Source organism: Acetobacter sp. AAB5, assembly GCF_050106715.1.
In the GTDB taxonomy this organism is placed as follows: domain Bacteria; phylum Pseudomonadota; class Alphaproteobacteria; order Acetobacterales; family Acetobacteraceae; genus Acetobacter; species Acetobacter oryzifermentans.
The window spans coordinates 175,121-201,058 of sequence record NZ_JBNIEW010000001.1 but is presented as its reverse complement, the minus strand read 5'-3'; the positions used below and the strand labels follow the sequence as shown (position 1 = coordinate 201,058).

Annotated in this window: 25 protein-coding genes and 1 tRNA gene; 18 read left to right on the top strand and 8 right to left on the bottom strand. The window is 55.0% G+C overall.

Annotation, left to right across the window (positions count from 1 at the left end):
* Nucleotides 1-7: 7 nt before the first annotated feature.
* Genes thiS through ACP7IZ_RS00965 form a run of 3 tightly spaced genes read left to right on the top strand, consistent with a single transcriptional unit; the run spans nt 8 to nt 1,588 of the window.
* Nucleotides 8-205, top strand: a complete 198-nt coding sequence (gene thiS / locus ACP7IZ_RS00975) for a sulfur carrier protein ThiS (protein ID WP_035351465.1) — start codon at nt 8-10, stop codon at nt 203-205.
* A gap of 4 nt (nt 206-209) precedes the next feature.
* Complete coding sequence (locus tag ACP7IZ_RS00970) at nt 210-986, top strand: thiazole synthase (RefSeq protein ID WP_426847491.1); 777 nt, start codon at nt 210-212, stop codon at nt 984-986.
* Nucleotides 983-1,588 (top strand): thiamine phosphate synthase, encoded by a 606-nt coding sequence (locus ACP7IZ_RS00965; RefSeq protein WP_426847490.1) that lies wholly within the window; start codon nt 983-985, stop codon nt 1,586-1,588. The genes ACP7IZ_RS00970 and ACP7IZ_RS00965 overlap by 4 nt, the downstream gene beginning before the upstream one ends.
* Before the next feature lie 12 nt (nt 1,589-1,600).
* On the opposite strand, the gene recG is transcribed toward ACP7IZ_RS00965, so the two are convergent.
* Nucleotides 1,601-3,748, bottom strand: a complete 2,148-nt coding sequence (gene recG / locus ACP7IZ_RS00960) for an ATP-dependent DNA helicase RecG (protein ID WP_426847488.1) — start codon at nt 3,746-3,748, stop codon at nt 1,601-1,603.
* A gap of 69 nt (nt 3,749-3,817) precedes the next feature.
* Here recG and ACP7IZ_RS00955 point away from each other — a divergent pair, with 69 nt between their 5' ends.
* Together ACP7IZ_RS00955 and mfd are read left to right on the top strand one after the other, a co-directional pair.
* A complete protein-coding gene (locus tag ACP7IZ_RS00955) occupies nt 3,818-4,144 on the top strand; it encodes a succinate dehydrogenase assembly factor 2 (RefSeq protein ID WP_063353941.1) in 327 nt (108 codons plus the stop codon).
* A gap of 81 nt (nt 4,145-4,225) precedes the next feature.
* Nucleotides 4,226-7,702: a transcription-repair coupling factor gene (gene mfd / locus ACP7IZ_RS00950; RefSeq protein ID WP_426847486.1), complete on the top strand. Its 3,477-nt coding sequence runs from the start codon at nt 4,226-4,228 to the stop codon at nt 7,700-7,702.
* A 52-nt stretch (nt 7,703-7,754) separates the two neighbouring features.
* Here mfd and ACP7IZ_RS00945 read toward each other — a convergent pair whose 3' ends face one another.
* Nucleotides 7,755-8,705: a DUF945 family protein gene (locus ACP7IZ_RS00945; protein ID WP_063353943.1), complete on the bottom strand. Its 951-nt coding sequence runs from the start codon at nt 8,703-8,705 to the stop codon at nt 7,755-7,757.
* Nucleotides 8,706-8,752: 47 nt separating this feature from the next.
* Between ACP7IZ_RS00945 and ACP7IZ_RS00940 the strand changes: the two genes are divergently transcribed.
* On the top strand, nt 8,753-9,748 hold the full coding sequence (locus ACP7IZ_RS00940) for a bile acid:sodium symporter family protein (protein WP_426847485.1): 996 nt from the start codon (nt 8,753-8,755) through the stop codon (nt 9,746-9,748).
* 24 nt (nt 9,749-9,772) lie between these two features.
* Nucleotides 9,773-11,218, top strand: coding sequence for a pyridoxal phosphate-dependent decarboxylase family protein (locus ACP7IZ_RS00935; protein ID WP_426847648.1), 1,446 nt, complete (start codon nt 9,773-9,775; stop codon nt 11,216-11,218).
* Between the two features lie 30 nt (nt 11,219-11,248).
* On the opposite strand, the gene cobT is transcribed toward ACP7IZ_RS00935, so the two are convergent.
* The 3 genes from cobT to ACP7IZ_RS00920 form a co-directional block, all read right to left on the bottom strand.
* Complete coding sequence (gene cobT / locus ACP7IZ_RS00930) at nt 11,249-13,165, bottom strand: cobaltochelatase subunit CobT (RefSeq protein WP_426847484.1); 1,917 nt, start codon at nt 13,163-13,165, stop codon at nt 11,249-11,251.
* 13 nt (nt 13,166-13,178) lie between these two features.
* The gene (cobS, locus tag ACP7IZ_RS00925; RefSeq protein ID WP_063353944.1) at nt 13,179-14,186 is read right to left on the bottom strand and encodes a cobaltochelatase subunit CobS; all 1,008 of its coding nucleotides are present in this window, start codon (nt 14,184-14,186) and stop codon (nt 13,179-13,181) included.
* Nucleotides 14,187-14,275: 89 nt separating this feature from the next.
* Complete coding sequence (locus ACP7IZ_RS00920; RefSeq protein WP_006115188.1) at nt 14,276-14,896, bottom strand: J domain-containing protein; 621 nt, start codon at nt 14,894-14,896, stop codon at nt 14,276-14,278.
* 51 nt (nt 14,897-14,947) lie between these two features.
* Between ACP7IZ_RS00920 and ACP7IZ_RS00915 the strand changes: the two genes are divergently transcribed.
* Nucleotides 14,948-15,286, top strand: a complete 339-nt coding sequence (locus ACP7IZ_RS00915; protein ID WP_426847483.1) for a BolA family protein — start codon at nt 14,948-14,950, stop codon at nt 15,284-15,286.
* Nucleotides 15,286-15,858 (top strand): LolA family protein, encoded by a 573-nt coding sequence (locus ACP7IZ_RS00910; protein WP_426847482.1) that lies wholly within the window; start codon nt 15,286-15,288, stop codon nt 15,856-15,858. The genes ACP7IZ_RS00915 and ACP7IZ_RS00910 overlap by 1 nt, the downstream gene beginning before the upstream one ends.
* Here the strand turns inward: ACP7IZ_RS00910 and lipB are convergent.
* Nucleotides 15,839-16,540, bottom strand: coding sequence for a lipoyl(octanoyl) transferase LipB (gene lipB / locus ACP7IZ_RS00905; protein ID WP_426847481.1), 702 nt, complete (start codon nt 16,538-16,540; stop codon nt 15,839-15,841). The genes ACP7IZ_RS00910 and lipB overlap by 20 nt on opposite strands.
* 72 nt (nt 16,541-16,612) lie before the next feature.
* Here lipB and ACP7IZ_RS00900 point away from each other — a divergent pair.
* The 4 genes from ACP7IZ_RS00900 (at nt 16,613) to moaA (ending at nt 20,489) form a co-directional block, all read left to right on the top strand.
* A tRNA-Leu gene (locus tag ACP7IZ_RS00900) sits at nt 16,613-16,699 on the top strand.
* Between the two features lie 335 nt (nt 16,700-17,034).
* The gene (galU, locus tag ACP7IZ_RS00895; protein WP_006115192.1) at nt 17,035-17,925 is read left to right on the top strand and encodes a UTP--glucose-1-phosphate uridylyltransferase GalU; all 891 of its coding nucleotides are present in this window, start codon (nt 17,035-17,037) and stop codon (nt 17,923-17,925) included.
* The gene (gene pgmG / locus ACP7IZ_RS00890) at nt 17,925-19,334 is read left to right on the top strand and encodes a phosphoglucomutase/phosphomannomutase PgmG (protein WP_426847480.1); all 1,410 of its coding nucleotides are present in this window, start codon (nt 17,925-17,927) and stop codon (nt 19,332-19,334) included. The genes galU and pgmG overlap by 1 nt, the downstream gene beginning before the upstream one ends.
* A 138-nt stretch (nt 19,335-19,472) precedes the next feature.
* On the top strand, nt 19,473-20,489 hold the full coding sequence (moaA, locus tag ACP7IZ_RS00885) for a GTP 3',8-cyclase MoaA (protein ID WP_426847479.1): 1,017 nt from the start codon (nt 19,473-19,475) through the stop codon (nt 20,487-20,489).
* Nucleotides 20,490-20,501: 12 nt separating this feature from the next.
* Here moaA and ACP7IZ_RS00880 read toward each other — a convergent pair whose 3' ends face one another.
* Nucleotides 20,502-21,377, bottom strand: a complete 876-nt coding sequence (locus tag ACP7IZ_RS00880; protein WP_426847478.1) for a methyltransferase domain-containing protein — start codon at nt 21,375-21,377, stop codon at nt 20,502-20,504.
* A 72-nt stretch (nt 21,378-21,449) separates the two neighbouring features.
* Between ACP7IZ_RS00880 and ACP7IZ_RS00875 the strand changes: the two genes are divergently transcribed.
* From ACP7IZ_RS00875 to ACP7IZ_RS00855, 5 genes are all read left to right on the top strand, one after another.
* Entirely contained in the window at nt 21,450-22,217 is a 768-nt protein-coding gene (locus ACP7IZ_RS00875; protein ID WP_426847477.1) for a double zinc ribbon domain-containing protein, read from the top strand.
* A 49-nt stretch (nt 22,218-22,266) separates the two neighbouring features.
* Nucleotides 22,267-22,533 carry a glutaredoxin 3 gene (grxC, locus tag ACP7IZ_RS00870; protein WP_426847476.1) on the top strand — a complete coding sequence of 89 codons (267 nt, stop codon included), beginning with the start codon at nt 22,267-22,269 and terminating at the stop codon, nt 22,531-22,533.
* 20 nt (nt 22,534-22,553) lie between these two features.
* Nucleotides 22,554-23,039 carry a DUF1178 family protein gene (locus tag ACP7IZ_RS00865; protein WP_426847475.1) on the top strand — a complete coding sequence of 162 codons (486 nt, stop codon included), beginning with the start codon at nt 22,554-22,556 and terminating at the stop codon, nt 23,037-23,039.
* Between the two features lie 131 nt (nt 23,040-23,170).
* The gene (locus tag ACP7IZ_RS00860; RefSeq protein WP_426847474.1) at nt 23,171-23,683 is read left to right on the top strand and encodes a DUF2147 domain-containing protein; all 513 of its coding nucleotides are present in this window, start codon (nt 23,171-23,173) and stop codon (nt 23,681-23,683) included.
* Nucleotides 23,684-23,714: 31 nt separating this feature from the next.
* Nucleotides 23,715-24,977, top strand: a complete 1,263-nt coding sequence (locus tag ACP7IZ_RS00855; RefSeq protein WP_426847473.1) for a lactonase family protein — start codon at nt 23,715-23,717, stop codon at nt 24,975-24,977.
* 54 nt (nt 24,978-25,031) lie between these two features.
* On the opposite strand, the gene ubiG is transcribed toward ACP7IZ_RS00855, so the two are convergent.
* Nucleotides 25,032-25,772 carry a bifunctional 2-polyprenyl-6-hydroxyphenol methylase/3-demethylubiquinol 3-O-methyltransferase UbiG gene (gene ubiG, locus ACP7IZ_RS00850; protein ID WP_426847472.1) on the bottom strand — a complete coding sequence of 247 codons (741 nt, stop codon included), beginning with the start codon at nt 25,770-25,772 and terminating at the stop codon, nt 25,032-25,034.
* Nucleotides 25,773-25,938: the final 166 nt, after the last annotated feature.

The window sequence follows — 25,938 nt, the reverse complement described above, 5'->3', positions numbered from 1 at the left end:
ACGCCCGATGAAAGTTGTGGTTAACGATACAGCGCACGAGGTATCCGCCAAAACACTGGCGGCCCTGATAGATGAACTTGGCTATAGCGGCGCACGCATTGCCACGGCGCTGAATGGTCGGTTTGTGCCCAAGGCCACGCGAGAGGGAACACAGCTGCAAGAGGGTGCGCAAATTGAAATTGTTGCCCCTATGCAAGGGGGCTAAGGGCATGGCTGTTTCATTTTACGGGCAGGATGTTGTCTCGCCACTTATGCTGGGTACGGCGCAGTATCCATCTCCTGAAATTTTGCGCGATGCTGTGCTGGCGGCACAGCCGGGCGTTGTGACTGTTTCCCTCCGCCGCGAATCTGCGGGGGAGCGGGCTGGGCAGGCATTCTGGTCTCTTATTCAGGAACTCAAGGTGCCTGTGCTGCCAAACACGGCGGGCTGCCATACGGTTAAAGAAGCCGTCACTACTGCGCACATGGCGCGGGAAGTGTTCGGCACGGATTGGATCAAGCTGGAAGTGATTGGAGAGCTGGATACGCTCCAGCCAGATGTGTTCGGGCTTGTAGAGGCCGCCCGTATTCTTACGGAAGATGGCTTCAAGGTATTCCCCTACACCACGGAAGATTTGGTGGTGGCAGAAAAGCTGCTGGCCGTAGGGTGTGAGGTGCTGATGCCGTGGGGCGCTCCTATTGGTTCTGGCAAAGGCTTGAACAACGTGTTTGGTCTGCGGGCCATGCGGGCGCATTTTCCCGGCGTGCCGTTGGTGGTGGATGCTGGCATTGGCGTGCCCTCACACGCCGCGCAGGCGCTGGAGCTTGGTTATGATGCCGTGCTGATAAATACTGCCGTGGCCAAGGCGGGAGATCCCGTTCATATGGCCCGTGCGTTTCGTCTGGCAGTAGAGGCCGGGGAACTGGCCCGTATTGCAGACCCGATGGAAGAGCGCGATATGGCTGTTCCTTCTACTCCCGTTGCAGGAAAGGCCATGCTGGCATGACAGCTCTGCCCCAAAAGATTTATCCCGTTGTTGATAGCGCCACATGGGTGGACAGGCTGGGTGGTGCAGGTGCACGCTTTATTCAGCTTCGCCTGAAAGACATGGATGAAGATGCGCTAAGGGCAGAAATTCGCCAAGGCCATGCTTACGCCAAGCAGCACGGCGTTTGCCTTGTGCTGAACGATTATTGGCAGATCGCGCTGGATGAAGGCATAGATTACATTCATCTGGGGCAGGAAGATCTGGATACGGCAGATCTGGCCGCCATTCGTAAAGGCGGTATTCGCCTTGGCATCAGCACCCATTGCCACGAAGAGCTAGACCGCGCTCTAGGTTGCAACCCGGATTACGTGGCCCTTGGCCCTATTTGGGAAACCAAGCTGAAAAAAATGGCGTTCGGCCCCCAAGGCCCGTTGAAGCTGACAGAATGGCGAAAGCTGATTGGCAACCTGCCACTGGTTGCCATAGGTGGTATTACGCTGGAGCGTGCTTGGGCATGTATTGAAGCCGGAGCCGATAGCGTTTCTGCCGTATCGGCCTTTATTCGCCAGCCAGACCCAGAAGGGCAGGTTAAGGCGTGGCTGGCTGCCGTAGAGGGTTAAAGAAGCCCCCGTTTAGCCGCCGCTAAAAATGCGCGCGGCATCGGTTTTATTAAACAACGCCAGCAAAACACGAGCTGCTACCGGCAAGTTTTTTTCTGGTGTGCTGGTGGGTGGTGCATCTGGCAGAATCTCCGTGGCTTCATCATGCGCGGTGTCTAACAGCATATCCACCAGCATTTCCGGTGCCATACGGTAATCGGGCAGGCCGGATTGGCGGCGGCCTGTTGCCTCTCCTCCGCCGCGCAGGCGGAAATCCTCATCTGCAATAAGAAAGCCGTCTTCCGTTTCCTTCAGGCAGGAAAGCCGACGGCGCGCCGTAAGGCCCAAGCCTTCATCATGCAGCATAAGGCAGAAGGAAGCATCCGCCCCACGCCCCACGCGGCCACGGAGCTGGTGTAACTGCGCCAGGCCAAAGCGTTCTGCATGTTCGATCACCATAATGGTGGCGGAAGGCACATCCACACCGACTTCAATGACGGTGGTGGCCACGAGCATGCGGGTTTCACCATTGGAAAAGGCTTGCAGCACTTCTTCACGCACGTTGGCATCCTGCTGCCCATGTGCCAGCCCAATTTTATCTCCAAACCGTTCAACCAAAGCTGCATGGCGGGCCTCGGCAGCGGCCAGATCCATGGCTTCGCTTTCAGAAACCAGTGGGCACACCCAAAAAATCTGTGCGCCTTTATCTAGCGCGCGGCCAATGCCTGCCAGCACATCTTCAAAATTACCAAGGCTGTGCAGGGATGTGCGCACAGGCTTGCGGCCAGCGGGCTTGCCTTCCAACCGGCTGATCTGCATTTCCCCAAACCGGGTAAGCAACAGCGTGCGGGGGATAGGGGTTGCTGTCATTACCAGCATATCGGCCTCATGGCCTTTTTCTACCAAGGCCAGACGTTGATCGACCCCAAAGCGGTGCTGCTCATCAATAACGGCCAGACCCAGATCAGCAAATTTTACACCGTCCTGCACAAGCGCGTGGGTGCCGACCACCAGCTTGGCAGTGCCATCGGCTATATCCTGCAAGGTTTGTTTGCGTGCCTTGCCTTTGACAGAACTGGATAAAAACGCCACCGGCACAGGGGAAAGGCGGCGAAATGTAGCCGCATGTTGGCGGGCCAAAATTTCCGTAGGGGCCATAAGCGCGGCTTGAGTGCCAGATTCTACTGCACGCAGCATAGCCATAAGAGCCACAAGCGTTTTGCCCGCACCCACATCACCCTGCAAAAGGCGGCTCATACAGTGCGGGGTAGCCATATCGGCTTCAATCTCGCGCAGAACGTGTTTTTGGCCGTAAGTAAGCTCATGCCCAAAGCTGGCGAGTGCCTGTTTTTGTAAGGTGCCATCACCATTCAGGCTCCGGCCGGGCCGGGCGCGGGATGCCTGCTGGGCAATGCGCATGGCTAATTGGTCTGCCAGCAGCTCATCACACGCTAGGCGTGCCTGCGCACGCGTGCGGCTGCCGTGCCATGCATCACCTTGTGCGCTATCGGGAATGGTGTCTGGAAAGTGCATCCAGCTTAGGGCTTTGGCAAAATCCGGCCAGTTTTTTTGCTTGATAAGTGCTTTATCGTGCCATTCAGGCAGGGTGGGCGGCAAAAGGCGCAGAGCGGCGGCCATAGCCATGCGCACCTGGCCGGTAAACAACCCAGCCGTAAGGGGCCAAACGGGGTCTAGCAGCGGAATGCGCTCTATCTGGTTTGCAGGCACCAGATAATCGGGGGACGTGATGGTGAGCTTATCACCAAAGCGTTCCACCTTGCCGGAAAGGGCAATACTTTCTCCCTTTACAACCTGCTTGGCCTGCCAGGGGGAAAAGAAGGCAATTTCCAGTACACTGGTGGCATCATCAATCATCACGCGCCACGGTTGGCGGGTGCGTGGGGCGGGGCTGCGAATATCCTGCACCACGCCGGTAACGGTTGCGATTGTATCGGGCCTGAGTTGCGCCAATGTGGGGCGCAGCCTGCGGTCTGTAATGCTTTCGGGCAGGCAGAACAGCAGGTCCATCACCCTGCGCCCGCCCGCAATGCGGCCCAGCAGCTTGGCACGTGCGGTGCTAATGCCGGGTAGGCTTTCAAGCGGGGCCAGTAATGGGGCTAGGGCAGAATTGCCATCTTGCCCTGTAACCGAAGAGGATGTGAAGGAAAGGGGACTGGACACAAGCGATACACAAGCCTCTGTTTGGCAGGCTGACAGACAGGTTTAGCAACGGTATAGGATACCAGCGCCATGCAAGACAATTTTACAGTTTCTCCCTCATCTTCCTCCAGCGCATCTGGCGTGGCGGAAGATAATCTGGCTGCCCGCAGGCGGCGGCTGAAGTTCCGTGCCAACCATCGGGGCACGTTTGAAACAGATATTCTGATTGGCGGCTTTGTAGAAGCCAATGCAGATACCATGACAGCAGAAGAACTGACGGACATGGAAAACATTCTGGAAATGCCAGATCCGGAACTGACAGACTGGCTGTTTGGCCGCCTGCCATTGCCGGAAGAGAAAGCCACCCCCATGTTACGCCGTATGGTGGAAGATAGCCGTATCAGGCGCGGCGGTTAATAAAAACCCTTCAGGCTCCGGCACGGGCATGCTGGCGGCTTGCGGGGTTTGCGTATTTAAGCAGAACAGGCGGATACCGGGATGACAGCACAAACAGGCGCACAAAAGCGGATAGCAACCGTATGGGGCGTGCCAGAAGGGTATGATGCCCTTTTGCTGGCCCGCCGTGCGCGGGATCATAAAGGCCCCGTGCTGCATATTGCGCGTAATGATGCCGCTATGGCCCGCCTGAATGATATGCTGGCCTTTGTAGCGCCTGATGTGGAAGTGCTGCGTTTTCCCGCATGGGATTGCCTGCCGTATGACAGGGTTTCTCCCAACCCTGCCATTGTGGCCGAGCGTGTTTCCACCCTTACGCGCTTGCTGGAACCCGCAAAAGGTCGCCCACGGCTTGTGCTGGCTACGGTGAACGCCGTTGTGCAACGTGTTGCCCCACGTAAAACGTTTGAGGGGCAATCTCTTTCCATCCGCACAGGGGAAAGTCTGGATCAGGGCTTTCTGATCGAGTTGCTGATCGCCAATGGCTACACCCGCACGGATACCGTGATGGAAGCCGGGGAGTTTGCAACCCGTGGCGGTATTTTTGATTTGTATCCCGCCGGGGCGGGTGAACCCCTGCGGCTTGATCTGTTTGGCGATGAGGTTGAGAACATCCGCGCGTTTGATCCCGGTTCCCAGCGTTCTACCGCCAAGCGCGATGGGCTGACACTTTGCCCCGTTTCCGAATTCTCACTGGATAAGGAAAGCATTTCACGCTTCCGCACCGGCTGGCGTGATGCCTTTGGCCCTGCCGCAACGTCTGACCCACTTTATGAACATATTTCAGACGGGCGCAGGCATCCGGGTATCGAGCACTGGCTGCCTTTGTTCCATGATCACTTAGAAACGCTATTTGATTATCTGCCCGATGTGGCTGTTTCGCTCGAACATCAGGCTGAGGATGTGCTTAAAGCCCGGTTGGAAATGATAGAAGATCACTATCAGGCCCGCCGCCAGCCTGTGCGGGAAGGGGAAATACCCTACCGTCCGCTGCCTCCGCATTTGCTCTATCTGGATGAAAAAGGGTGGGATGCCAGCTTGGCCCGTGTGCCTGTGGTGGCATTTAGCCCCTATGCACAACCCGAGGGCGCCGGCGGTGTAGATGTAGGCGGCCGTCCGGGTAAGATGTTCTCCAAAATTGTGCCCGGTGCCCAGCGTGAGCAGGTGTTTACGCTCTTGGGGGATCAGGTAAAGGAATGGGCGCAGGTTAAGCGCCGCGCTTTTGTGGCCGCATGGACCAAAGGCTCGCGCGAGCGCATTGCCACATTACTGCGAGAGCACGGCGTACCCACCCAAACATATGAGACATGGGAGCAAGCCCACAAAGCCAAACCCGGCCCGGTTGGTTTGCTGACCCTTGGTTTGGAACGCGGCTTTGTTGCGGATGATCTGGCGTTTGTTTCTGAACAGGATCTGTTGGGTGAACGTATTGGTCGTCCACCGCGCCGCCGCCGCCGTGCTGATGAACTGATTGCCGAAGCCAGCGAACTTTCAGCCGGTGATCTGGTGGTGCATCAGGATTACGGAATAGGCCGTTACGATGGGCTGGAAACAGTAAGTGTAGGCGTAGCCCCGCATGATTGCTTGCGCCTGCTGTATGATGGCGGACAGAAACTCTATCTGCCTGTAGAGAACATTGAACTGCTTAGCCGCTTTGGATCAGACCAAGCTGGTGTTGCGCTGGATAAGCTGGGCGGCACGGCATGGCAGAACCGTAAATCGCAAATGAAAAAGCGCATCCGCGATATGGCGGGTGAGCTTATCAGAACCGCCGCCATGCGGGCGTTGAAGGAAGCGCCAGAACTGGTTCCGCCGGAGGGGCAGTGGGATGAGTTCTGTGCCCGCTTCCCATTTGTAGAAACGGATGATCAGGCACGCGCTATTGCTGATGTGCTGGAAGATATGTCCTCCGGCCGACCAATGGATCGGCTGGTGTGTGGTGATGTCGGCTTTGGTAAAACCGAGGTAGCATTGCGCGCGGCGTTTGTGGCGGCCATGTCTGGCGGGCAGGTGGCTGTTGTGGTGCCTACCACTTTGTTGGCGCGGCAGCATTATCGCACCTTTGCCGCACGGTTTGAGGGCTTTCCCATCAAGGTGGCGCAACTTTCCCGCATGGTAACGGGTAAGGAAGCAACAGCAGTGCGTAAGGGCATTGCAGATGGAAGCGTGAACATTGTTATCGGTACGCATGCACTGCTGGCCAAAACGGTTCAGTTTGCCTCGCTCGAACTGCTGATTATTGATGAAGAACAGCACTTTGGCGTGTCTCATAAGGAAAAGCTGAAAGCCCTGCGCGAAGATGTGCATGTGCTTACACTTTCCGCCACACCATTGCCGCGTACGCTCCAACTCTCGCTTTCCGGCGTGAGGGAAATGAGCCTGATTGCCACCCCACCAACAGACAGGCTGGCGGTGCGTACTTTCATCATGCCGTTTGATAGCGTGGTGATCAGGGAGGCCATCCAGCGCGAACGCTTCCGTGGTGGGCAGATTTTCTGCGTGGCCCCGCGTATTGAGGATCTGGACAGGCTGGCCGAACGGCTTACGGCCATTGTGCCTGATGCCCGGCTGATACAGGCACATGGCCGCCTTTCCGCCACCGAACTGGAACGGGTGATGACCGAGTTTTCAGACGGCAAATACGATATTCTGCTCTCCACCAATATTGTGGAAAGTGGGCTGGATATGCCCGCGGTGAATACACTGATTATCCATAGGGCAGATATGTTTGGCCTTGGGCAGCTTTATCAGCTGCGCGGGCGTGTGGGGCGTGGCAAGCAACGAGGTTATGCTTACCTCACATGGCCACAAACACATGTGCTTTCAGCTTCTGCGGAAAAGCGGCTGGAAGTAATGCAAACGCTGGATACGCTGGGTGCTGGCTTTACGCTGGCCTCGCACGATCTGGATTTGCGTGGCGCGGGTAATTTGCTGGGCGATCAACAATCCGGCCATGTGCGTGAAGTGGGGATCGAACTGTACCAGCAGATGCTGGAAGACGCTGTGGCCGACCTGCGCTCAGATAAAAATCGCCGTGCCGCAGAAGATCGGGATTGGACCCCCAACATTGTCATGGGTCTGCCCGTATTGATCCCGGATGAATATGTAACAGATTTGCCCGTCCGGCTTGGGCTTTACCGTCGTATCAGCGCGCTGGCATCCGATGCGGAACTGGAAGCCATGGAAGCCGAGCTGATAGATCGCTTTGGTTCTCTGCCGCCGGAGGTAAAAAACCTTCTGGATATTGTAGAGCTTAAGCGCCTGTGCCGTCAGGCCGGGGTGGAGCGTGTAGAGGCTGGCCCTAAAGGCATGGTGCTGCAATTCCGTAACAACACCTTCCGCAACCCGGCAGGGTTGGTGCAGTGGATGGGGAAATGGAAGGATGGCACAGTCCGCCTACGCCCAGACCATAAAATGGCGGTTGTGCGCGAACTGACGAACGTGCAGCGCATAGATCTGGCCCGGCGTGTTTTGAAAGACCTGGCCGGTATGTGCGAAAAAGTAATGGAAATGGCCTAACAAGGCCCAGAGAGCCGGAGGGGCTTAAAAGCATCCCCTCCGGCGCGTTTGTTTATTTAAGCGGAATGGGGAAGCCATTTACGGTGAGTACGCCGCTTTCCCATTTTGTATCCCACGTATTCTGTTCACCATGTTTGTGGCTGACCAAACGGGCCACAACCATGCCTGCGGCCAGCTTCATCTGTTTGGCGGTGCGGGCCTTATCAATAAGTGTTTCCAGATTGGTAATTTCCAGATGCCCAGAGGCTGATGTGTTGTTCACATTGCCTGTCAGCGTTGCCACACCATTGCCGTGCAAAGAAGCCTCACCCTGCGTGGCATCAAAGCTGGAAATGGTGGCATGCACAGCCGGAGCGCTGGCACTGCGGCCACCAATGGCGCTCATAAGGGCGGGCACTTCCGCAGCGGGAAGCGAGAACGTGGCATGGGCTGCTGTGGGCAGCAGATCCTGATTGGCAACGTTATGGAAGCTTACCCCATCCATCCCCAATGATGCCGAAGCCGTCGCACTGCCGCCCTGCATCTGATAGCGCGCGGTATTGACTGTTACCTGTGCAGCCCCGTGCGCCAGCGTGGCGTTTTGCCATGTTAGATCATAGCTTTTACCGGCCTGAAGGCCCGCCAGCACGCGTTTGCCCTGTGTGTTCAGCCAATCTGTGCACGCGGCATTGTGATGCCCCGTCATGGCGGACATCAGGAGCAGAGAGGCCGCATCTGCCAGATCATGCGTGGCTTCGGGCGTTTCGCCAGAACCATGCAGGGTTAGGTGGCCAGCCTTAAAGGTTGTGCCGCCATCTGGCGTGCGTAACACCAGATTCTGGTAGGTAACGCCTTGCGCCGTTTCCTGCCCAGAAGCGCGGGAAACCACCGCGCAGCCAGAAGGAGGAGCCGCAAAAGCCGGAGCCGCAGTAACTGTGGCATAAATGCTCACAGCACCGAGAACGGAGAGGGACAGGAAAGTATACTGCTTCATTTCAACCAAAGGGTGCCGTAAGTAAAACAGGCAGGCAACCAGAAAGAAGCCAGAAAGAAAAACGAAAGGGCAGGCGCGTGCGGTTTTTGAAAATGGACCCTTTTTTAATGGGGTTGGTCAGCGCTGTGCTGCTGGCAACGTTCTTTCCCTGTCATGGGGCAGCTGTTCCGGTTTTTAGGTGGCTTTCCATTAGCCTGATTGCCCTGATGTTTTTTTTGCAAGGAGCAAGGCTTTCTCGCAAGGCTGTGGTGGATGGCTTGGTAGCGTGGAAGCTGCACCTGCTTATTTTGTGCTGCACCTTTGTGTTGTTCCCTCTGTTGGGGCTATTGGGCCACGCACTGCTGCCCAACCTGATGCAGCCTGAAATCTGGATGGGCGTGCTGTTTTTGTGCTGCCTGCCTTCTACGGTACAGTCTTCCATTGCCTTTACATCCATTGGCGGGGGCAATGTGCCTGCGGCGGTGTGTGCGGCCACGGCCTCCAATGTTCTGGGTATTTTTATTACGCCCGTTTTGGTGGGGCTGATTCTGAGCAAGCATGGGGGCGCGGCCGGTAACCCGCTGGATATTGTTTACCAGCTTTTGCTGCCGTTTATTTTGGGACAGGTGTTGCAACCGTGGCTTGGTCCGTGGGCGCACCGCAATAAAAAACTGCTGTCTTTTTCAGACCGAGGCTCTGTGCTGGTGGTGGTGTATGCAGCGTTCAGTGATGCCGTTATGCAAGGGCTGTGGCACAAGCTACCGGTAACAGAAATGGGCGTGATTGCGCTGGTGGATGCCGTGTTGCTGTTTGTTGTGCTGGGCATCACCATTGTTGCTGGCCGCGCTTTTGGCCTGCCACTTAAAGATGAAATTGCCGTGGTGTTCTGTGGCTCCAAAAAAACGCTGGCATCCGGGGTGCCTATGGCCAACGTGCTGTTTCCGCCTGCATCGGTGGGGATGATTGTTCTGCCACTTATGATGTATCACCAGATCCAGCTTTTTGTGTGCGCTGTTCTGGCCCGCCGTTTTGCCCGTATGACACAGAAGGCAGAACAGCATGAGCAAAAGCCAGAGATACGTCACGCATCCTGAATACGGATATTGGAGAAAACAGAAGTGGCCGGGTTAGATCCAGAAAACTGGGAAGAATTGCGCACACTAGGCCACCGCATGTTGGATGACATGCTTGAGTCCATAAAAAACGTGGCAAAAGGCCCCGTGTGGCAGCCTATGCCAGATACATTGCGGCAGAACTTTAAGCAGGCTCCTTTACCCCAAAGCGCACAGGCGCTTGAAGGGCTGTATGAGCAGTTTGCCAATACAGTCCAGCCTTATGCTGTCGGCAATCGGCACCCGCGTTTTATGGGGTGGGTGCATGGCGGCGGCACGGCACAGGGCATGCTGGCAGAAATGTTGGCTGCGGGCCTAAACGCCAATCTGGGTGGGCGCAACCACGCGCCGGTAGAAGTGGAACGCATGGTTATCCGCTGGGCAGCGGAAATGTTCGGCTTTCCGAATACTACCAGCGGTGTGTTGGTAACCGGTTCTTCCATGGCCAATTTTATTGCTATTCTTACGGCTAGCCGCGCAGTGCCAGATGGTGCGGATTTGCGCGAGCAAGGCGTGGCAGGCCGTAAGCTGGTAGGATACGCCGCACAAACGGCACATGGTTGTGTAGCCCGGGCATTTGATATGGCCGGATTGGGCATGAAGGCCCTGCGCCGCGTGCCAGTAGATGCCGCATTCCGTATGGATATGCAGGCTCTACGCCGCATGGTGGCGCAGGATAGGGCAGATGGATACGAGCCTTTTCTGGTTGTCGGCACGGCAGGCACTGTAGATACCGGGAGTGTGGACCCGCTGGATGATCTGGCAGATTACGCAAAGGCCGAAAAGCTCTGGTTCCATGTAGATGGAGCATTTGGGGCGTTGGCACAGTTGGCGCCAGACTATGCCCCATTACTCAAGGGGCTGGAGCGAGCCGATAGCCTTGCCTTCGATTTTCATAAATGGGCGCAGGTGCCTTACGATGCAGGCTGCGTGCTGGTGCGTGAACAGGGGCGGCAAGCGGCAACCTTTGCGCAGTCCTTAGCCTATCTCTCGCGCGAGGATCGTGGGTTGGCGGCGGATGCCCCATGGTTTTGTGATTTGGGGCCAGATCTTTCACGCGGTTTTCGTGCGCTTAAGGTATGGTTCACGCTGGCGGGGTTTGGCACCCAAGGGCTGGGCCATGTGGTGGCGCAATCCTGCACGGTGGCGCAGTATCTGGCATCCCGCGTGGCGGATACACCCGGCCTTACGCTGCTGGCTCCGGTAACGCTGAATATTGTGTGTTTTCGGGTGGATGTGCCTGATGTGGATGATCTGGATACGCTTAATGCGGAACTGGTGAAGGATCTTCAGGAAAGCGGCATTGCCGCGCCATCTACCACGCGCATTTACGGCAAGTTGGCTATTCGTGCGGCTATTGTAAACCACCGCACAACCAAGGAAGATGCAGATATCATGCTGGCTGGCTTGGCAGATCTGGCTCAAGCCCGTTTGGGCCGCCCGCTGGCCTAAACAAAAGCCGGGCGGGCGGCGTGTTTTTCCTTAACGTGCGCGTTTGCGCGGCCGGCGTTTTTCTTCAAACAGAGCGGAAAGGGACTGGAGCATAGTTCCCCCCAGTTCCTCCGCATCTGTAATGGTAACGGCTTTTTGGTAATAGCGGGTAACATCGTGCCCGATACCAATGGCAGTAAGTTCCACCGGGCTACGGTTCTCAATCATATCGATAACAGCGCGCAGGTGGTCTTCCAAATAGGACGCCGGATTGACGGAAAGTGTGCTGTCATCCACCGGTGCGCCATCTGAAATCACCATCAAAATCTTGCGGGCTTCCTGCCGGTTTTTAATGCGGTTCCATGCCCAAAGCAGGGCTTCACCATCTATGTTTTCTTTCAGCAGGCCTTCACGCAGCATCAGGCCCAGATTGGTGCGCGCACGCCGCCACGGCATATCTGCTGATTTATAGATAATGTGGCGCAAATCATTCAGGCGGCCCGGTTCAGGCGGCTTGCCGTTTTGCAACCAGAGTTCCCGGCTTTGGCCACCTTTCCATGCGCGAGTGGTAAAGCCCAGAATTTCCACTTTTACGCCGCAGCGTTCCAGCGTGCGGGCCAGAATATCCCCGCACGATGCGGCAACAGAAATAGGCCGTCCGCGCATGGAGCCGGAATTATCAATCAGCAGTGTTACAACCGTATCGCGGAATTCCGTATCCTTTTCCTGCTTATAGGATAGGGAAAGCATGGGGTTGACCACAATGCGGGATAGGCGGCCTGCATCCAGAATGCCTTCTTCCAGATCGAAAGACCAAGAGCGGGTTTGCTGCGCCATCAAACGGCGCTGGAGCCGGTTGGCAAGCCGAGACACCACACCATGCAAGGTGGCTAATTGCAGATCAAGCTGATGCCGCAGGCGAGAGAGTTCTTCTGGGTCACACAGTTCTTCTGCGCGAATTTCTTCATCAAACTGGGTGGTGTAGGGGTGGTAGCCTCTGGCTGTCAGGCCGGGTTCATTTTCCGGCTGGCGGCCGGGGCCTGCGGCTTCCCCCGTACCTTCCCCCATGCTGGCATCACGTTCGTCTTCTGCAAATTCTGAAGAAGATTCGCTGCTGCCGGCCATCAGTTGAGGTTGAGAGATTTCCTCTTCCTGCTCCTCCTGTTGAGGAGATGTATTTTCTTCCTGATCTGGGGGCGGTGGGTTTGAATCATCTTGCGAATCTGCAGCTTCGGAAGAATCGTTGTTGGCATCCATGTCTTCAGATGCCGTGTCATCTTCTGTCAGGGCGCAGGCAGCCATAAGTTGGCGGCTGGCGCGTGCATATGCAGCCTGGTCCGCCTGATGCTTTGCCATTTCATCCAAGGCGCTTAACGCGTTGGGTGGCAGCGTCTGCTTCCATTTTTCTAAAATGGCCTGCGCAGGTTCAGGAACTGGTTGGCCTGTTAGTTTTTCACGCGCCAGCAGTTCCAGCCCCACCACGGGGGAAAGCTGAGAGGCCTCTGTCATCCGGTCTAGCCCGGATGCACGTATATCTTGTTCAAGCCGATGCCGCAGGTTGGCCGCCACGCCTTTCATGTGGCGCGCGCCTACAGATTCGATTCGGGCTTGCTCCAGTGCATCATACACATCACGCGCCTGTGTTTCGGCAGGTTGGCGGGCGGCGTGCAGGGCAAAGTCATGGTGTTTCAGGCGCAGCGCCTGTGCATCTGCTGCCCCACGAATGCGCTGCCTTTCTTCCTCACTCAGATTGAGAGAGGGAGATTGGAGCCGCACTTTTTCCCCAAGGCTGATCGGGGCCAGCGGCATGTTGCCACTGTGGAAGGAAACATCTGCCTCTTTTTGTCCGCCTATGGCGCGTAAAGCGGCAGATGTGGCCTGTTTGAAAGTGTCTGCCCGTTTTTCCGCCTGCTCCCGAGAGAGAGACGGTGTGTTGGGAGCAGGCGGGCCTTTGGTGCGATCAGCCATGAAGAAATCCGATTCAGGCAGTGCGGCCGGGCAGCGGGCTGGCATTGAAGCAGCGCTGATAATACTCTGCTACCATGCCGCGTTCGGCTTCATCACACTTGTTCAGGAAGGTGACGCGGAAGGCAAAGGCTACATCTTTGAAGATGCGGTCATTTTCCGCCCAGGCAATAACCCCACGTGGAGACATAACGGTGGAGAGGTCTCCCGCCATAAAGCCGGAGCGGGTGAGGGCCGCTAGCGCCACCATGTTATCAATTTTATCACGCGTGGCTTTGTCATCTTCTGCAATGCCCAGACGCGCGCATACAATGCCCACTTCTTGCTGGTGCGGCAGATAGTTCAGGGAAGTGACAATATTCCACCTATCCATCTGGGCTTGGTTGATCTGCTGCGTGCCGTGATACAGCCCGGTTGTATCACCCAGCCCAACGGTGTTGGCCGTGGCAAACAGGCGGAAGAACGGGTTGGGGGAGATCACGCGGTTTTGGTCTAGAAGGGTCAGTTTGCCTTCCACTTCCAGCACGCGCTGGATCACAAACATCACATCAGCGCGGCCTGCATCGTATTCATCAAACACCAATGCGCAGGGGCGCTGAAGGCACCACGGCAGCAGGCCTTCCTGAAATTCGGTAATCTGCTGGCCGTCTTTCACCACAATGGCGTCCTTGCCAATCAGATCAATGCGCGAAATGTGGCTGTCCAGATTGATGCGAATGCACGGCCAGTTCAGGCGTGCGGCAATCTGTTCAATGTGGGAAGATTTGCCGGTGCCATGGAAGCCCTGTACCATCACGCGGCGGTTGAAGGCAAAGCCTGCCAGAATGGCCAGCGTGGTATCGTGGTCGAACAGATAAGCCTTATCCACTTCTGGCACATGTTCTGTGCGAATGGAAAAGGCAGGCACCTTCATGTCAGAATCAAGGCCGAACACATCACGCACACTTACTTCCATATCTGGTACGGAAATGGCTGAAATGGGCGGGAGTTCGGAAGCGTTGGACTGGCTGGAAATATCCGTCATGGCTATATGTCTGCGCTCTTTGTCTGACAGGAAAGAAAAAAGGCAAAGCAACCGAAAATATATGATGCCTTAAAATGCAGCATACATCATTACAGCGCTTTTTCGAGGCTTTCGGTTAAGAGATGGGTCTTCACAATCGTGAAGGCAACATTGATTTTTTTAAGCCGTTCTTCGGCATTCCGGTCTCCGTTATTGGTGTCCGGATGGTGTTTGCGCGCCAATGCCCGGTAATGGCTTTTGGCTTCTTCCATACTAACAGGCCAAGAAAGCCCCAGAATGGCCAAAGGTTCCCGCAATGCCGCAGGGGCGGATGTGCGCTCCTGATAAGCCTGCGCACGTGCGCGCTCAGCACGGGAGCGGCGGTTCTGGCCCAGAATATCCAGCGGGTCCAGAATATCCTCTTCATTGGGTGTGGCGCGCTTTGCACCTTTGGCGCTTTGGCCAAAAGCCCATGTTGGCCGGTCCCACCCGATATCTGCGCGCAGATGCGCTTCAATCTGGCCAGGGCTCATGCCTTTATAATAATCCCACCGCGCATTATATTCCCGAACATGGTTGAGGCAGAACCAGTAATACTGGTTCAGCGCATCGCGCGAGCGGGGGGCACGGTAACCAGCCTGTTCCTGACAGCTCGGCATGTCACAGCAACGTGCTGGTGCATCAGGATCAGGATCGAACGCGCGGGGGCGGGTGTTCCTACGTTTAATCATTTAGCGTTATGTGCGGTGCAAAAGCATCTGTAGCAAGAGGTAAACAGGGATATGACCAGTCTTTCAGATTCTTCGGCTCTTTCCAAGGCAGAAGGTGTGCGTATGCAGCGGGTTCGTAATGTTCTGGAAAAAACATTCAACCCCACTGTGTTGGAAATTGAGGATGAAAGCCACCGCCACGCACATCATAAAGCCATGGTGCGCGGTCCAGAGGCAGGTGCCACGGAAACGCATTTTCGGGTGCTTATGGTTTCTGCTGCTTTTGAAGGCGTTAACCGCGTGAATCGCTCCCGCATGGTGCATGAAGCTTTAGCCCCGGAATTTTCCAGCGGTTTGCATGCGCTGGCTCTTACCCTGCGCACACCGCAGGAAGCCGAGAAGGTGGCATAATGCGCAAAGGCTTAAAATTAAACCGGCGCGCATTTGCCTTGCTGGCCCCTCTGGCGTTGGCAGCCTGTGCCGGGCAGGCCATGCAGGGCCCCTCTGGCGTAAAAAATGCCGATGTTGCGCGCGTAGAAAATTATTTCCGTACTGTGGATCTGGAAAACGCCCCGTTTCTTCAAACATGGGCCAATGGCAGCCGTGGGGGTGGGTTAATTACCTACAAGCCCGGATCATTATACATGCACTATACGGCACCGCATGAAATGGAGCTTCGGGCTTCTGGCCATCATGCTGTGTTTACCGATGCCCAGCAGGGCTCTCAAACCCGTATTGGTCTGGCCCATAACCCGCTGGGGTTGCTTATGGGCAACCCTGTTGTGTTGTCTGGTGAGGTGACTGTTACCAACGTGCAAAAACAACCCGGCGTGTTGCAGCTTTCGCTCACACGCACGGATAATCCTTCACAGGGGTTGGTCACGCTGGTTTTTCATGATGTGGCAAACAGGCTTGCGCTTTCTTCCATTCAGATTGTGGATGAACGCAGGCATGTTATTTCCATCAGTCTGGAACCTGTGTAACGGCCACTTCCCGCAAGGCGGAAGGCACGCTGCCAAATGTGTTGGCCCAGGATTGGGCCAGCGCGTGGTCCAGCTCCTGCATGGTGGTGGAAAGCCCCAACTTGCGAAAGCTGGTTACGCCAAATTCTCTGATCCCACAGGGCACAATGCCCTCAAAATCCGTCATGTTGGGGTCTAGGTTAATGGCAACGCCATGCCAGCTTACCCAGCGGGAAACACGTACCCCAATAGCGGCAATTTTTTCCTCATTCCCGGTTTTGGGGTCTGTTACCCATACACCCACGCGGCCTTCGCGCACTTCACCATGAATGCCAAAATGGGCCAATGCACCAATCACCCACGATTCCAGTGCATGTACATAAGCCCGCAGGTCTCTTCCCGGCACGGGGCCGTGGGGGCGTTGTAGGTCCAGCATCACATAAGCAGTTCTTTGCCCGGGGCCATGATATGTCCATTGCCCGCCGCGGCCTGCGTGATACGTGGGGTAGTTTGCGGGGTTAAAAAGGTCTTCTGCTTTGGCGGATGTGCCTGAAGTATAAAGTGGTGGATGTTCCAGCAACCACACGCGTTCTGCGGTTTCTCCCGCACGTATGCTACGGGCCATGCTTTCCATGCGGCTGAGTGCCTGAGGGTACGGAACCAGTTTTTTGCTGATTTCCCATAAAATCTGTTCTTTTGTCATTGCCGCACGTTCCTGCTTCGGCTATAGGGCTGTTCACCAACGGTATCGCTCTTCTGGTGCCGATTGTCACGTGCGGCCGTGGCGGAATGGTAGACGCGCAAGCTTGAGGTGCTTGTGGGGGAATACCCCGTGGAAGTTCGAGTCTTCTCGGCCGCACCACATTTCTTCAAAAACAAAATTAAATCAGAGCAATAAAATACAGCAGAGCTCTCTGCCTGTTGGGTGCATAGCTGTTCTGCTAGAGTATAATTCTGCATTTTTGTGCATGAATTGTCATATTCACGCCTCTCTTTTCCGGTTTTTAGAATAGGCGCATGGTTTTAGATGTGTAAAATAAAAGCCATGTAGAGTGTGGCCTAAAACACGCACACGCGTTTTTGCGCGTTGGGTGGGTTTTTCTGCATTCTTCAGAGCCGTGTTGTTGGCAGGGGGTCTCTGCGGGCAGGGTGGTTCTAGTGGTTGAGGTTTAACCCGTTTTTTAAGGTGTTGTATTCGTGTCCAAACCCAAGCCTTTACGTAAAGCAGTCCTGCCTGTTGCGGGATTGGGAACGCGCTTTCTGCCCGCAACCAAGGCCATGCCAAAGGAAATGCTGCCTGTTGTTGACAGGCCGCTGATCCAGTATGCGATTGATGAAGCGCGTGAAGCCGGGATTGAAGAGTTCTGCCTGATTACGGGCCGCGGTAAGGACTCTCTTATTGATTACTTCGATATTGCTTATGAGCTGGAAGATACGCTTAGAGAGCGCCATAAGCTTGACTGCCTGAAAGCATTGGAGCCCAGCTCTATTGAGGCAGGCTCTCTTATTGCCGTGCGTCAGCAAGAACCGCTGGGCCTTGGGCATGCTATCTGGTGTGCACGCTCCTTTATTGGGGATGACCCGTTTGCTATCCTGCTGCCAGATGATGTTGTGCAGGCCGCACCCGGTAAAGGCTGCCTGAAGCAGTTGGCCGATGCGTATAATGAAACAGGCGGTAGCGTTGTGGCGGTTACAGAAGTGCCGCGTGAACAAACAAACCGTTACGGTATTCTGGATACCGGCAAGGATGATGGCCACCTTGTGGAAGTAAAAGGCTTGGTTGAAAAACCAAAGCCAGAAGATGCGCCTTCCAACCTGTCCATCATTGGCCGCTATGTGCTGACCCCAGAAGTTATGCCGTACCTTGCCAAGCTGGAAAAAGGCGCTGGCGGTGAAGTGCAGCTGACAGATGCCATGGCAAAAACCATTGGGCAGGTGCCTTTTCACGGCCTGCGGTATGAAGGCACCCGCTTTGATTGCGGTAATAAACTTGGCTTCCTTGAAGCGCAGGTCGCCTTTGCTCTGGAACGGCCGGATCTTGCTGATGGCGTAAAGGCGTTTCTGAAAAAATACACAGATAGAGCCTAATGTCTTTTACACATAGGTTTGAAGCTACCAGCCTGCGTGAATACGATATTCGCGGAATTGTCGGTAAAACCCTTTCAACCGATGATGCGTTTGCCATTGGCCGCACTTTTGGCAGTGTTGTGCGCCGCAGTGGCGGCAAAACACTGGTTGTGGGCTATGATGGCCGCCTGTCTTCTCCTTCATTGGAAGAAGCGCTGGTGCGCGGTGCCGTAGCATGCGGGCTGGATGTGGTGCGTGTGGGGCGTGGCCCCACACCCATGCTGTATTACGGGTCTGTTATTCTTAAGGCCGATGGCGCCATTATGGTAACAGGCAGCCATAATCCGCCTGATCACAACGGCTTTAAAATAACTTTGGCTGGCAAGCCATTCTTCGGTGCTCAGATACGGGAACTGGGTGATCTGTCGGCCAAAGGCGATGTGGTGCCAGAAGAAAAAGGCACCGTGCGCGATGTAGATATTCGTGAAGAATATGTGGAGCGCCTTGTAAAAGATTACGTTGGCGGCCCGCGCAAGCTGAAAGTTGTCTGGGATAACGGCAACAGCTCCGCCGGTGAAGTTCTGGAAATGCTGGTGAAAAAGCTGCCGGGCGAGCACATTGTGCTAAACGCTAAAATTGACGGCACTTTTCCCGTACATCATCCTGATCCAACGGTTGTTAAAAATCTGGAACAGCTTATTGCCGCTGTGCGCGAAAATAAGGCTGATCTGGGTATCGCATTTGATGGTGATGCAGACCGCATTGGCGTGGTGGACAACACAGGCGGAATTCTGTGGGGTGATCAACTGCTTATTCTGCTGGCGCGTGATGTGCTGAAGGCTCATTCAGGGGGCACCATTATTGCCGATGTTAAGGCCAGCCAGGTGCTGTTTGATGAAGTGGCAAGTGCAGGTGGCAAGCCACTGATGTGGCGTACCGGCCATTCTCTTATCAAATCCAAAATGGCGGAAACGGGCTCACCTCTGGCCGGTGAAATGTCTGGCCATATTTTCTTTGCAGATAAATGGTACGGCTTTGATGATGCCCTGTACGCCGGTGTGCGCGTGCTGGATATTGTTGCCCGTATGGATGAACCACTTTCTGCGTTCCGTGAATCCCTACCCAAAACCACATCCACCCCGGAAGTGCGTTTTGAGTGTGATGACCATCGCAAGTTCAAGGTGGTTGAGGAAGTTGCTGCACGCCTGCGTAAGCAAGGTGCGGATATTTCCGAAATTGATGGTGTGCGCGTGAATACCCCAGATGGCTGGTGGCTGCTGCGAGCATCCAACACGCAGGCTGTTCTGGTTGCGCGTGCAGAAGGCCGGACAGAAGCGTGTCTGGAGCGCCTGAAGGAAGCCGTGGTGAAGCAACTTGAGCTTTCTGCTCTGCCGCGCCCAGATTTTTCAGGCAACAGTTCTGGCCACTAGGTTTTTAGCGTAGGGTGTTATGTAAAGCGGGCAGTTCTTTCAGGGCTGCCCGCTTTGCTATCAGAAGCAATGTGTTTTTCCTTGACCAACCTTCAAACTGTCGTTTTATGTGGGGTTGGTTTCTGATATAGAGAACCAATGTTGTCCTCTTTAACGGACCCTGCCGGGCGGCGGATTTCTTACCTGCGTGTATCGGTAACAGACCGGTGCGACATGCGGTGCACATACTGCATGGCCGAACGCATGACCTTTCTGCCGCGCTCAGATGTTCTGGATTACGATGAACTGTTGCGCCTATGCCGTGTGTTTGTGCAGCACGGTGTGCGCCGCCTGCGTATAACAGGCGGAGAGCCTTTGGTACGCCGTGATATTGGCCCGTTTTTTCAGGAACTGGGCACATGGCTCAAGCATTCGGATAATCGGGGCCAGTTGGAAGAGCTCACTCTTACAACCAATGGCAGCCACTTGGCCCAGTATGCGCAAACCTTGTTTGATGCAGGTGTGCGGCGTGTGAATGTAAGCTTGGACACGTTGGATGAAGCCCGGTTTGCGCAAATAACCCGCCGGGGCAAACTGGCGGCTACGCTAGAAGGCATACGCGCAGCGCGAGATGTCGGGCTGGCGCTGCGTATCAACACCGTTGCTATGGCCGGTGTGAATGATGATGAATTTGATACGCTGCTGGCATGGTGTGGGGAAATCGGCGCAGATTTGTGCCTGATTGAAACCATGCCAATGGGAGACACGGGGGAAGATCGCACATCCCGCTATCTGCCGTTGCTGGATGTAAAAGCTGATTTATCGAGGCGTTGGACGCTTACGCCCATTCCGGATGTTACCGGCGGCCCGGCCCGTTACTTGCGGGTGGGAGAAACCGGCAGAAGGTTGGGGCTGATTACCCCGATGAGCCATAATTTTTGTGCAACATGCAACCGGGTGCGGTTGTCCTGCACGGGGCGGCTTTATACCTGCTTGGGGCAGGAGGATGGCGCAGATTTGCGCAGTCTGATGCGGGCTGGCGCCAATGATGCCGCGCTGGAAAAAGCTATTCAGGATGCTATCGCCCGCAAACCTAAAGGGCATGATTTCCTGCTTGGCGCATCGGAAGCTGATGTTTCTGGCCCCCAACGGCATATGAGCGTTACAGGCGGGTAAAAACCTGTTTGCTTATGGTTTGGTTAAAGGATGCGGCTGCTGTTGCAGCACATCATGCAGCGAATGTGTAAATTGCCCCGGTGTAAGCGGTTGCGGCTGATTGCCAGAGGGAGACCACGCAGCAAGTATTGCCATATGCAATGGCATGCAAAAGCTCTCTGCTTGTTCATCCTCTAGTTCATGCGCGGCGGCAGGAAACAGCAAGCGTGGCGGAATGGCGCGAGAGCGCAGGGCAAGCGCATTGGTTTCTCCCGCCGCGCGTAAATCTGCCATCAATGCCCGTAAGGAGCGGTAACGCAGCTCCAGTGTTTCTGTATCCACCACCGGCAACGCAAACCCGGCACGCTGAAGTAACGAGACACAGCTTTGTTGCGTAGGCAGAGGTGATACGCGGGGTGAAACACCATCGCTTAATGCCAGTTCAGCCATTTCCAACGCCTGCCGCAAAGGCCGCAACGTAGGTAAAATGGGAATACTGGCTAAAAAAAGCCCATCAGGCCGCAGAATAGAGCGGATTTGGTGGAATAGGCCCGGTAGATCATTCACCCAATGTAGGGAAAGGCTGGCAATCACCAGATCAAAACTGCCGGGGGCAAAGGGTAGGCGTTCTTCATCAGCGCAAAGGCTTGGGGTGGATGCGCAACGTGCCTGTGCTTCTGAAAGATCGCAGGTAATGGTTGGAATATTTCTACGTTTCAGCCCTTGGCAGATAATGCCTCGGCCCCCAATATCCAGCGCGCTGGAAAATGAACGCATGACATCATCCAGCCGATCCAGCAGAATATCTGCTGCCGCTTCCAGTATGGGGGCAGTGGCGTGCTGGGTGCGGGCTGCACGTTCACGGTGCAGCCTTACAGCTTTGCGATCAAAAATTACGGGCACATCCATTTTAGAACATGTGCGTGCTTCCCTGTGGTTTGCCAAGGATAGAGGCCGGGAAATTTTGTGTGAACCCCTGAAATGCAACTAAAAATACGCAAATTAGGCACGGTTTTGATGGATGTTTTGTATCCGCCAAGTTGCGTATTGTGTGGGGCAGACGTGGCGCAGCATGGGGCAACCTGCGTTTCCTGCTTTGGTCGCCTACAATCAATTAGCCGCCCATTTTGTGATGCTTGTGCAGCGCCTCAGCCCTCGCAGGAAAGTTTGGGGCATACGGGTTTGTGCGCTGCGTGTGAGCAGCATCATCCTGCATGGCAACATGCGCGGGCGGCTTTTGTTTATACGGCGGCCGCCAGAGATCTTATTTTACAGCTAAAATATGCAGATAGAACAGAAAACGCACGTTTTCTGGCGCAACGTATGGTGCAGATAGGGCAAGATATTCTGCAGCCAGATGTGTTGCTGGTGCCTGTGCCTGTGCATAGGTGGCGGTTGCTCCGGCGCCGTTACAATCAGGCAGCACTGCTGGCGGCTGAAGTGGCACGTGTAAAGCATTTACAGGTGCTGCCTGATGCCCTTATGCGTACGCGCGCCACAACAAAATTAGCTGGGTTTTCTCGCAAGGAACGGCAGCAGGAAATGCAAAGCGCCATTACATTTAGGCCAAAATGGCAGCAAAAACTGCACGGACGTTCTGTTGTGTTGGTGGATGACATGCTCACAACAGGTGCTACAGCTACGGCCTGCGTGCAGGCATTAAGGCAGGCCGGGGTGCTGGATGTCAGTCTTTTAGTGGCGGGGCTGGTGCCTGCGCGGCCAGAAGTTGATATAAACCTTCCAGAATAGATGTGCGGTGTAAAAGCCGGACTTACCAAAACACAGAAGGAAAATGTTTATGCCTGAAATCGAAATTTACACGCAGCCGGGATGCCCTTTTTGCATACGGGCCGTTACATTGCTGGAACGCAAAAAAGTGCCGTTCAAGGAAATTAACGCCCCGCGTGGCACGCAGGAACGTGAAGATGCCATCCGCCGTTCTGGTGGCAGCACAACTGTACCGCAGGTTTTTGTAGGAGATCGGTGCTTGGGCGGATGTGATGATCTGATGTCACTAGAGCGCCAAGGCAAGCTGGATGCAGCTCTGGGCTTGGGTGAAAACTGAAAGGCAGGAGGTAAAAGCGGATGATCTGTTATCAGCTCTGTTGTGCAAATGGGCATACGTTTGAAGGCTGGTATCGGGATAGCACCGCTTTTGCACGCCTGAAGCAGGAAAACCTGCTGAGCTGCGCCATTTGTGGCACGGCTAAGGTAGAGCAGGCCCTTATGGCACCCGCCATTGTAAAGGGCCGCTCGCACCCGAAACAAACGGAACCTTCCAAACCCGAAACAACGCCACAACAGCAACCCGAAGCACCACCTGCACCGCAACAGGCAGAACCTGTAGCGCCAGATAATCTGATAAGCGCTTTGCGCCAGATCAGAGCCGCGGTGGAAGAAAACTGCGAAAACGTGGGTTCCAATTTTGCGGATGAAGCCCTGCGTATTCATCATGGAGAAGCGCCAGAACGCAGTATCTATGGAGATATGACGGCATCAGAGCGCGAAATGCTGGAAGATGAAGGGGTTGATGTGCTGCCGCTTCCGTGGGTACGCAAGACCGACAGCTAATTTTTCGGGGTTGTCGGAACAGTGTTGGGGGTGGCAGGCAGGGGTTACGGTGCCCAAATTAACAGGGCAAACCAGCCGGTTACGTAAAAATTATATGTTGGAAACAGGGCTGGGCGAAGGAGAAAGAGAGCATGAAAAACTTCATGGCGCGCGGCGCTCGAACCGGAATTAGGGCTTTTTTTCTTTCGTCTGTATTAGGCATATCTGCCGCGCTGCTTCCTGCTATCTCTCAGCCTGCAATGGCAGATTCTGTTGCCTTGGGGGATGAAGACAGCCTGATGGGCTACTGGCTGAGCCAAGACCATGACGGCGTTTTTAAGATTGAAAAATGTGGGGAAACCGTTTGCGGCCGATTGATTGGCCTGCGCTACGATGGCACGGATGTTCCCAAGGGGCATGATGGAAAAACCGAGTGTAACCTCTTGATGCTAACGGATTTTCGTCCGCTGAAAGATGAAAAAAACAAGTGGGAAGGGAATATTCTGGATCCCGATAGTGGCCATAAGTATGACGCCCGGATCTGGTCTCCCCAATCTGGTGTGCTGAAACTGCGCGGTTATCTGGGCCTGCCCATTTTTGGTGAAACACAGACATGGACACGGTATTCCGGCCCGCCAATGGGGCCTGTCTGCAAGATGCCCTGAGCATACGCGAATTAAGGAGAAAAACAGGATTATGAGCGGCTCGTTTTCGCGTCGTGCTTTCGGGCTGGGTGGTCTGGCGTGTGGTTTTTTGGGAAGCACCTATGTGCGGGCAGACGATAACACGCCTGCGCCCGATACACAGGATGCCGCAACCCCACCGCCGCCAGAGCGTATTTTATGTTATGTAGGCGGCTATACGCAGCACGGGCCGCCGGGCGGCAATGGGGATGGCATTACGGTTTTTGAAATGGACCGTAAAACGGGTTCTCTCAACCATCTGAATACATTTACAGATGTTGCCAGCCCTTCTTTTATCGCATTTTCTCCGGATAAGCGTTTTCTTTACGCCGTTAACGAAATCAATGATTTTGAAGGAAAAAATACCGGGGCCGTCACGGCTTTTTCGGTAGATCATGGCACGGGCGCGTTAACAAAGCTGAATACCGTTTCTTCTGGTGGGGCAGATCCGGCGCATCTGAGCGTCCATCCCTCTGGTAAATACGTTATGGTGGCCAATTATACGGGTGGGAACTTTGCACTGTTGCGCGTGCAAAAAGATGGTTCCTTGGGGCCGATAACAACCCTCATCCACAATACTGGCCCACGTATGCCTGATCGGGCTTCGGATAATCCGCCGGGTAACTTTGCAATAAGTGACCACTCAGGCTCTCACCCACATATGATCCATGCAGACCCATCCGGCCGCTTTGTGGCGGTGGCAGATGCCGGGTTGGATAGAATGTATGTGTATGGGATCAACCTGGATACGGGGCGTCTGTTCCCGGCCAAAAAGCCGTTTACCACCATGACAGCGGGGTCCGCCCCGCGGCATTTTCAGTTTTCTGCGGATGGCTTGCGGCTGTACATTCTGTGCGAACAGGATTCCAAAGTGGTGGTGGCAAATTTTAATGCCAAAACAGGAGATATTGCACCGCAACAGGCCGTAAGTAGCTTAACCGCACATTTTCGGGGGAGCACGCTGGCTGCGGGTATTCTGTTCTCACCCGATGAGCATTTTCTTTACGTGTCTAACCGCTTGGGCGATTCTCTAGCTGTGTTTCAGGTGGCGCAGGATGGTGGCCTAACATTGGTGGATGAAATCTGGACACATGCCGATTACGGGCGGGCGCTCAAATTTGATCCTACTGGCAGCTATTTATACGTGGCCAACCAGCGGAGTGATTCCATCACATCTTTCCGGGTAGATAAAACCACCGGCAAGATTGGCTTTACGTGGGATTTTACACCCATTGGCAGCCCAACCTGCTTTGAGTTTCTGACGCTTCCTGCTTAACATGTTCGGTAAGAAAGCGTCAGAAACACACTGATATTAAAAGTAAATTCTATATCAGTCTTTTTTGAAGGCAGCGATGTAGTTAATGCCCAAGTCCCGCGTTTCTTTCCAGCTGCCAATGCCGGGGGCCATGCCAGAAATGGCAACCATCCGCAGGCCAGCGGCGCGGGCATAGCGCCCCAGTTCGGAAGGCTGGATAAACTTGCGCCATTCGTGCGTGCCAACAGGCAGCAGGCGCAACAAATATTCCGCCCCAATCTTGCCGACAGCCAAGGAACGCAGGGTGCGGTTCATGGTAGAAACAATGATCGTGCCATTGGCATCTACAAGCTGAGCCAGCATAATCATAAATGCTTCAGGATCAGTCACATGCTCTATAATTTCTAAAGCCATCACGGCATCAAACTTGGCGTGTTCGGCCACCAGTTCTTCCGCACTGCCTTGGCGATAATGGAGCGTGCCAGAACCGGCAGGAAGCGGGTTGGCTTCCAGATGTGCCTGTGCAGCGGCAATACCATTGGCCGATGCATCCAGCCCTAATACGTTATATCCGGCTTTTGCCAGGGCCTCACTGGCCAGCCCAGCGCCGCAGCCAATATCCAGCACATGCGGCTTGCGTGATTTGCGGCCACGCATGGGCAGGTGGCGGCTGGCCCATTCAATCCGCAGGCCGTTCATGGCATGCAGGGGGCGCATGGGGCCTGTTGGATCCCACCACTTGTCTGCCAGAGCGCTAAAGCGGGCAATTTCCTCGGAAGAAACAGAGGAAGGCGCTTCCTCTCGGGTGGCGTGCATACAACAAATTCCTTTCCTGCTGGTCTCCCCGCTGGACGAAAGGGGGCCGGGAGAGGTATGTGACGCGGCTTGTGAAGCAGCGCAACCGTTCCCATGCGTCTTTTCCGCTATGCAGGTGGCGGGAAGGGCTGGTGCAATGCGTTTTACGGCCTGTTTGGTGGAGAAT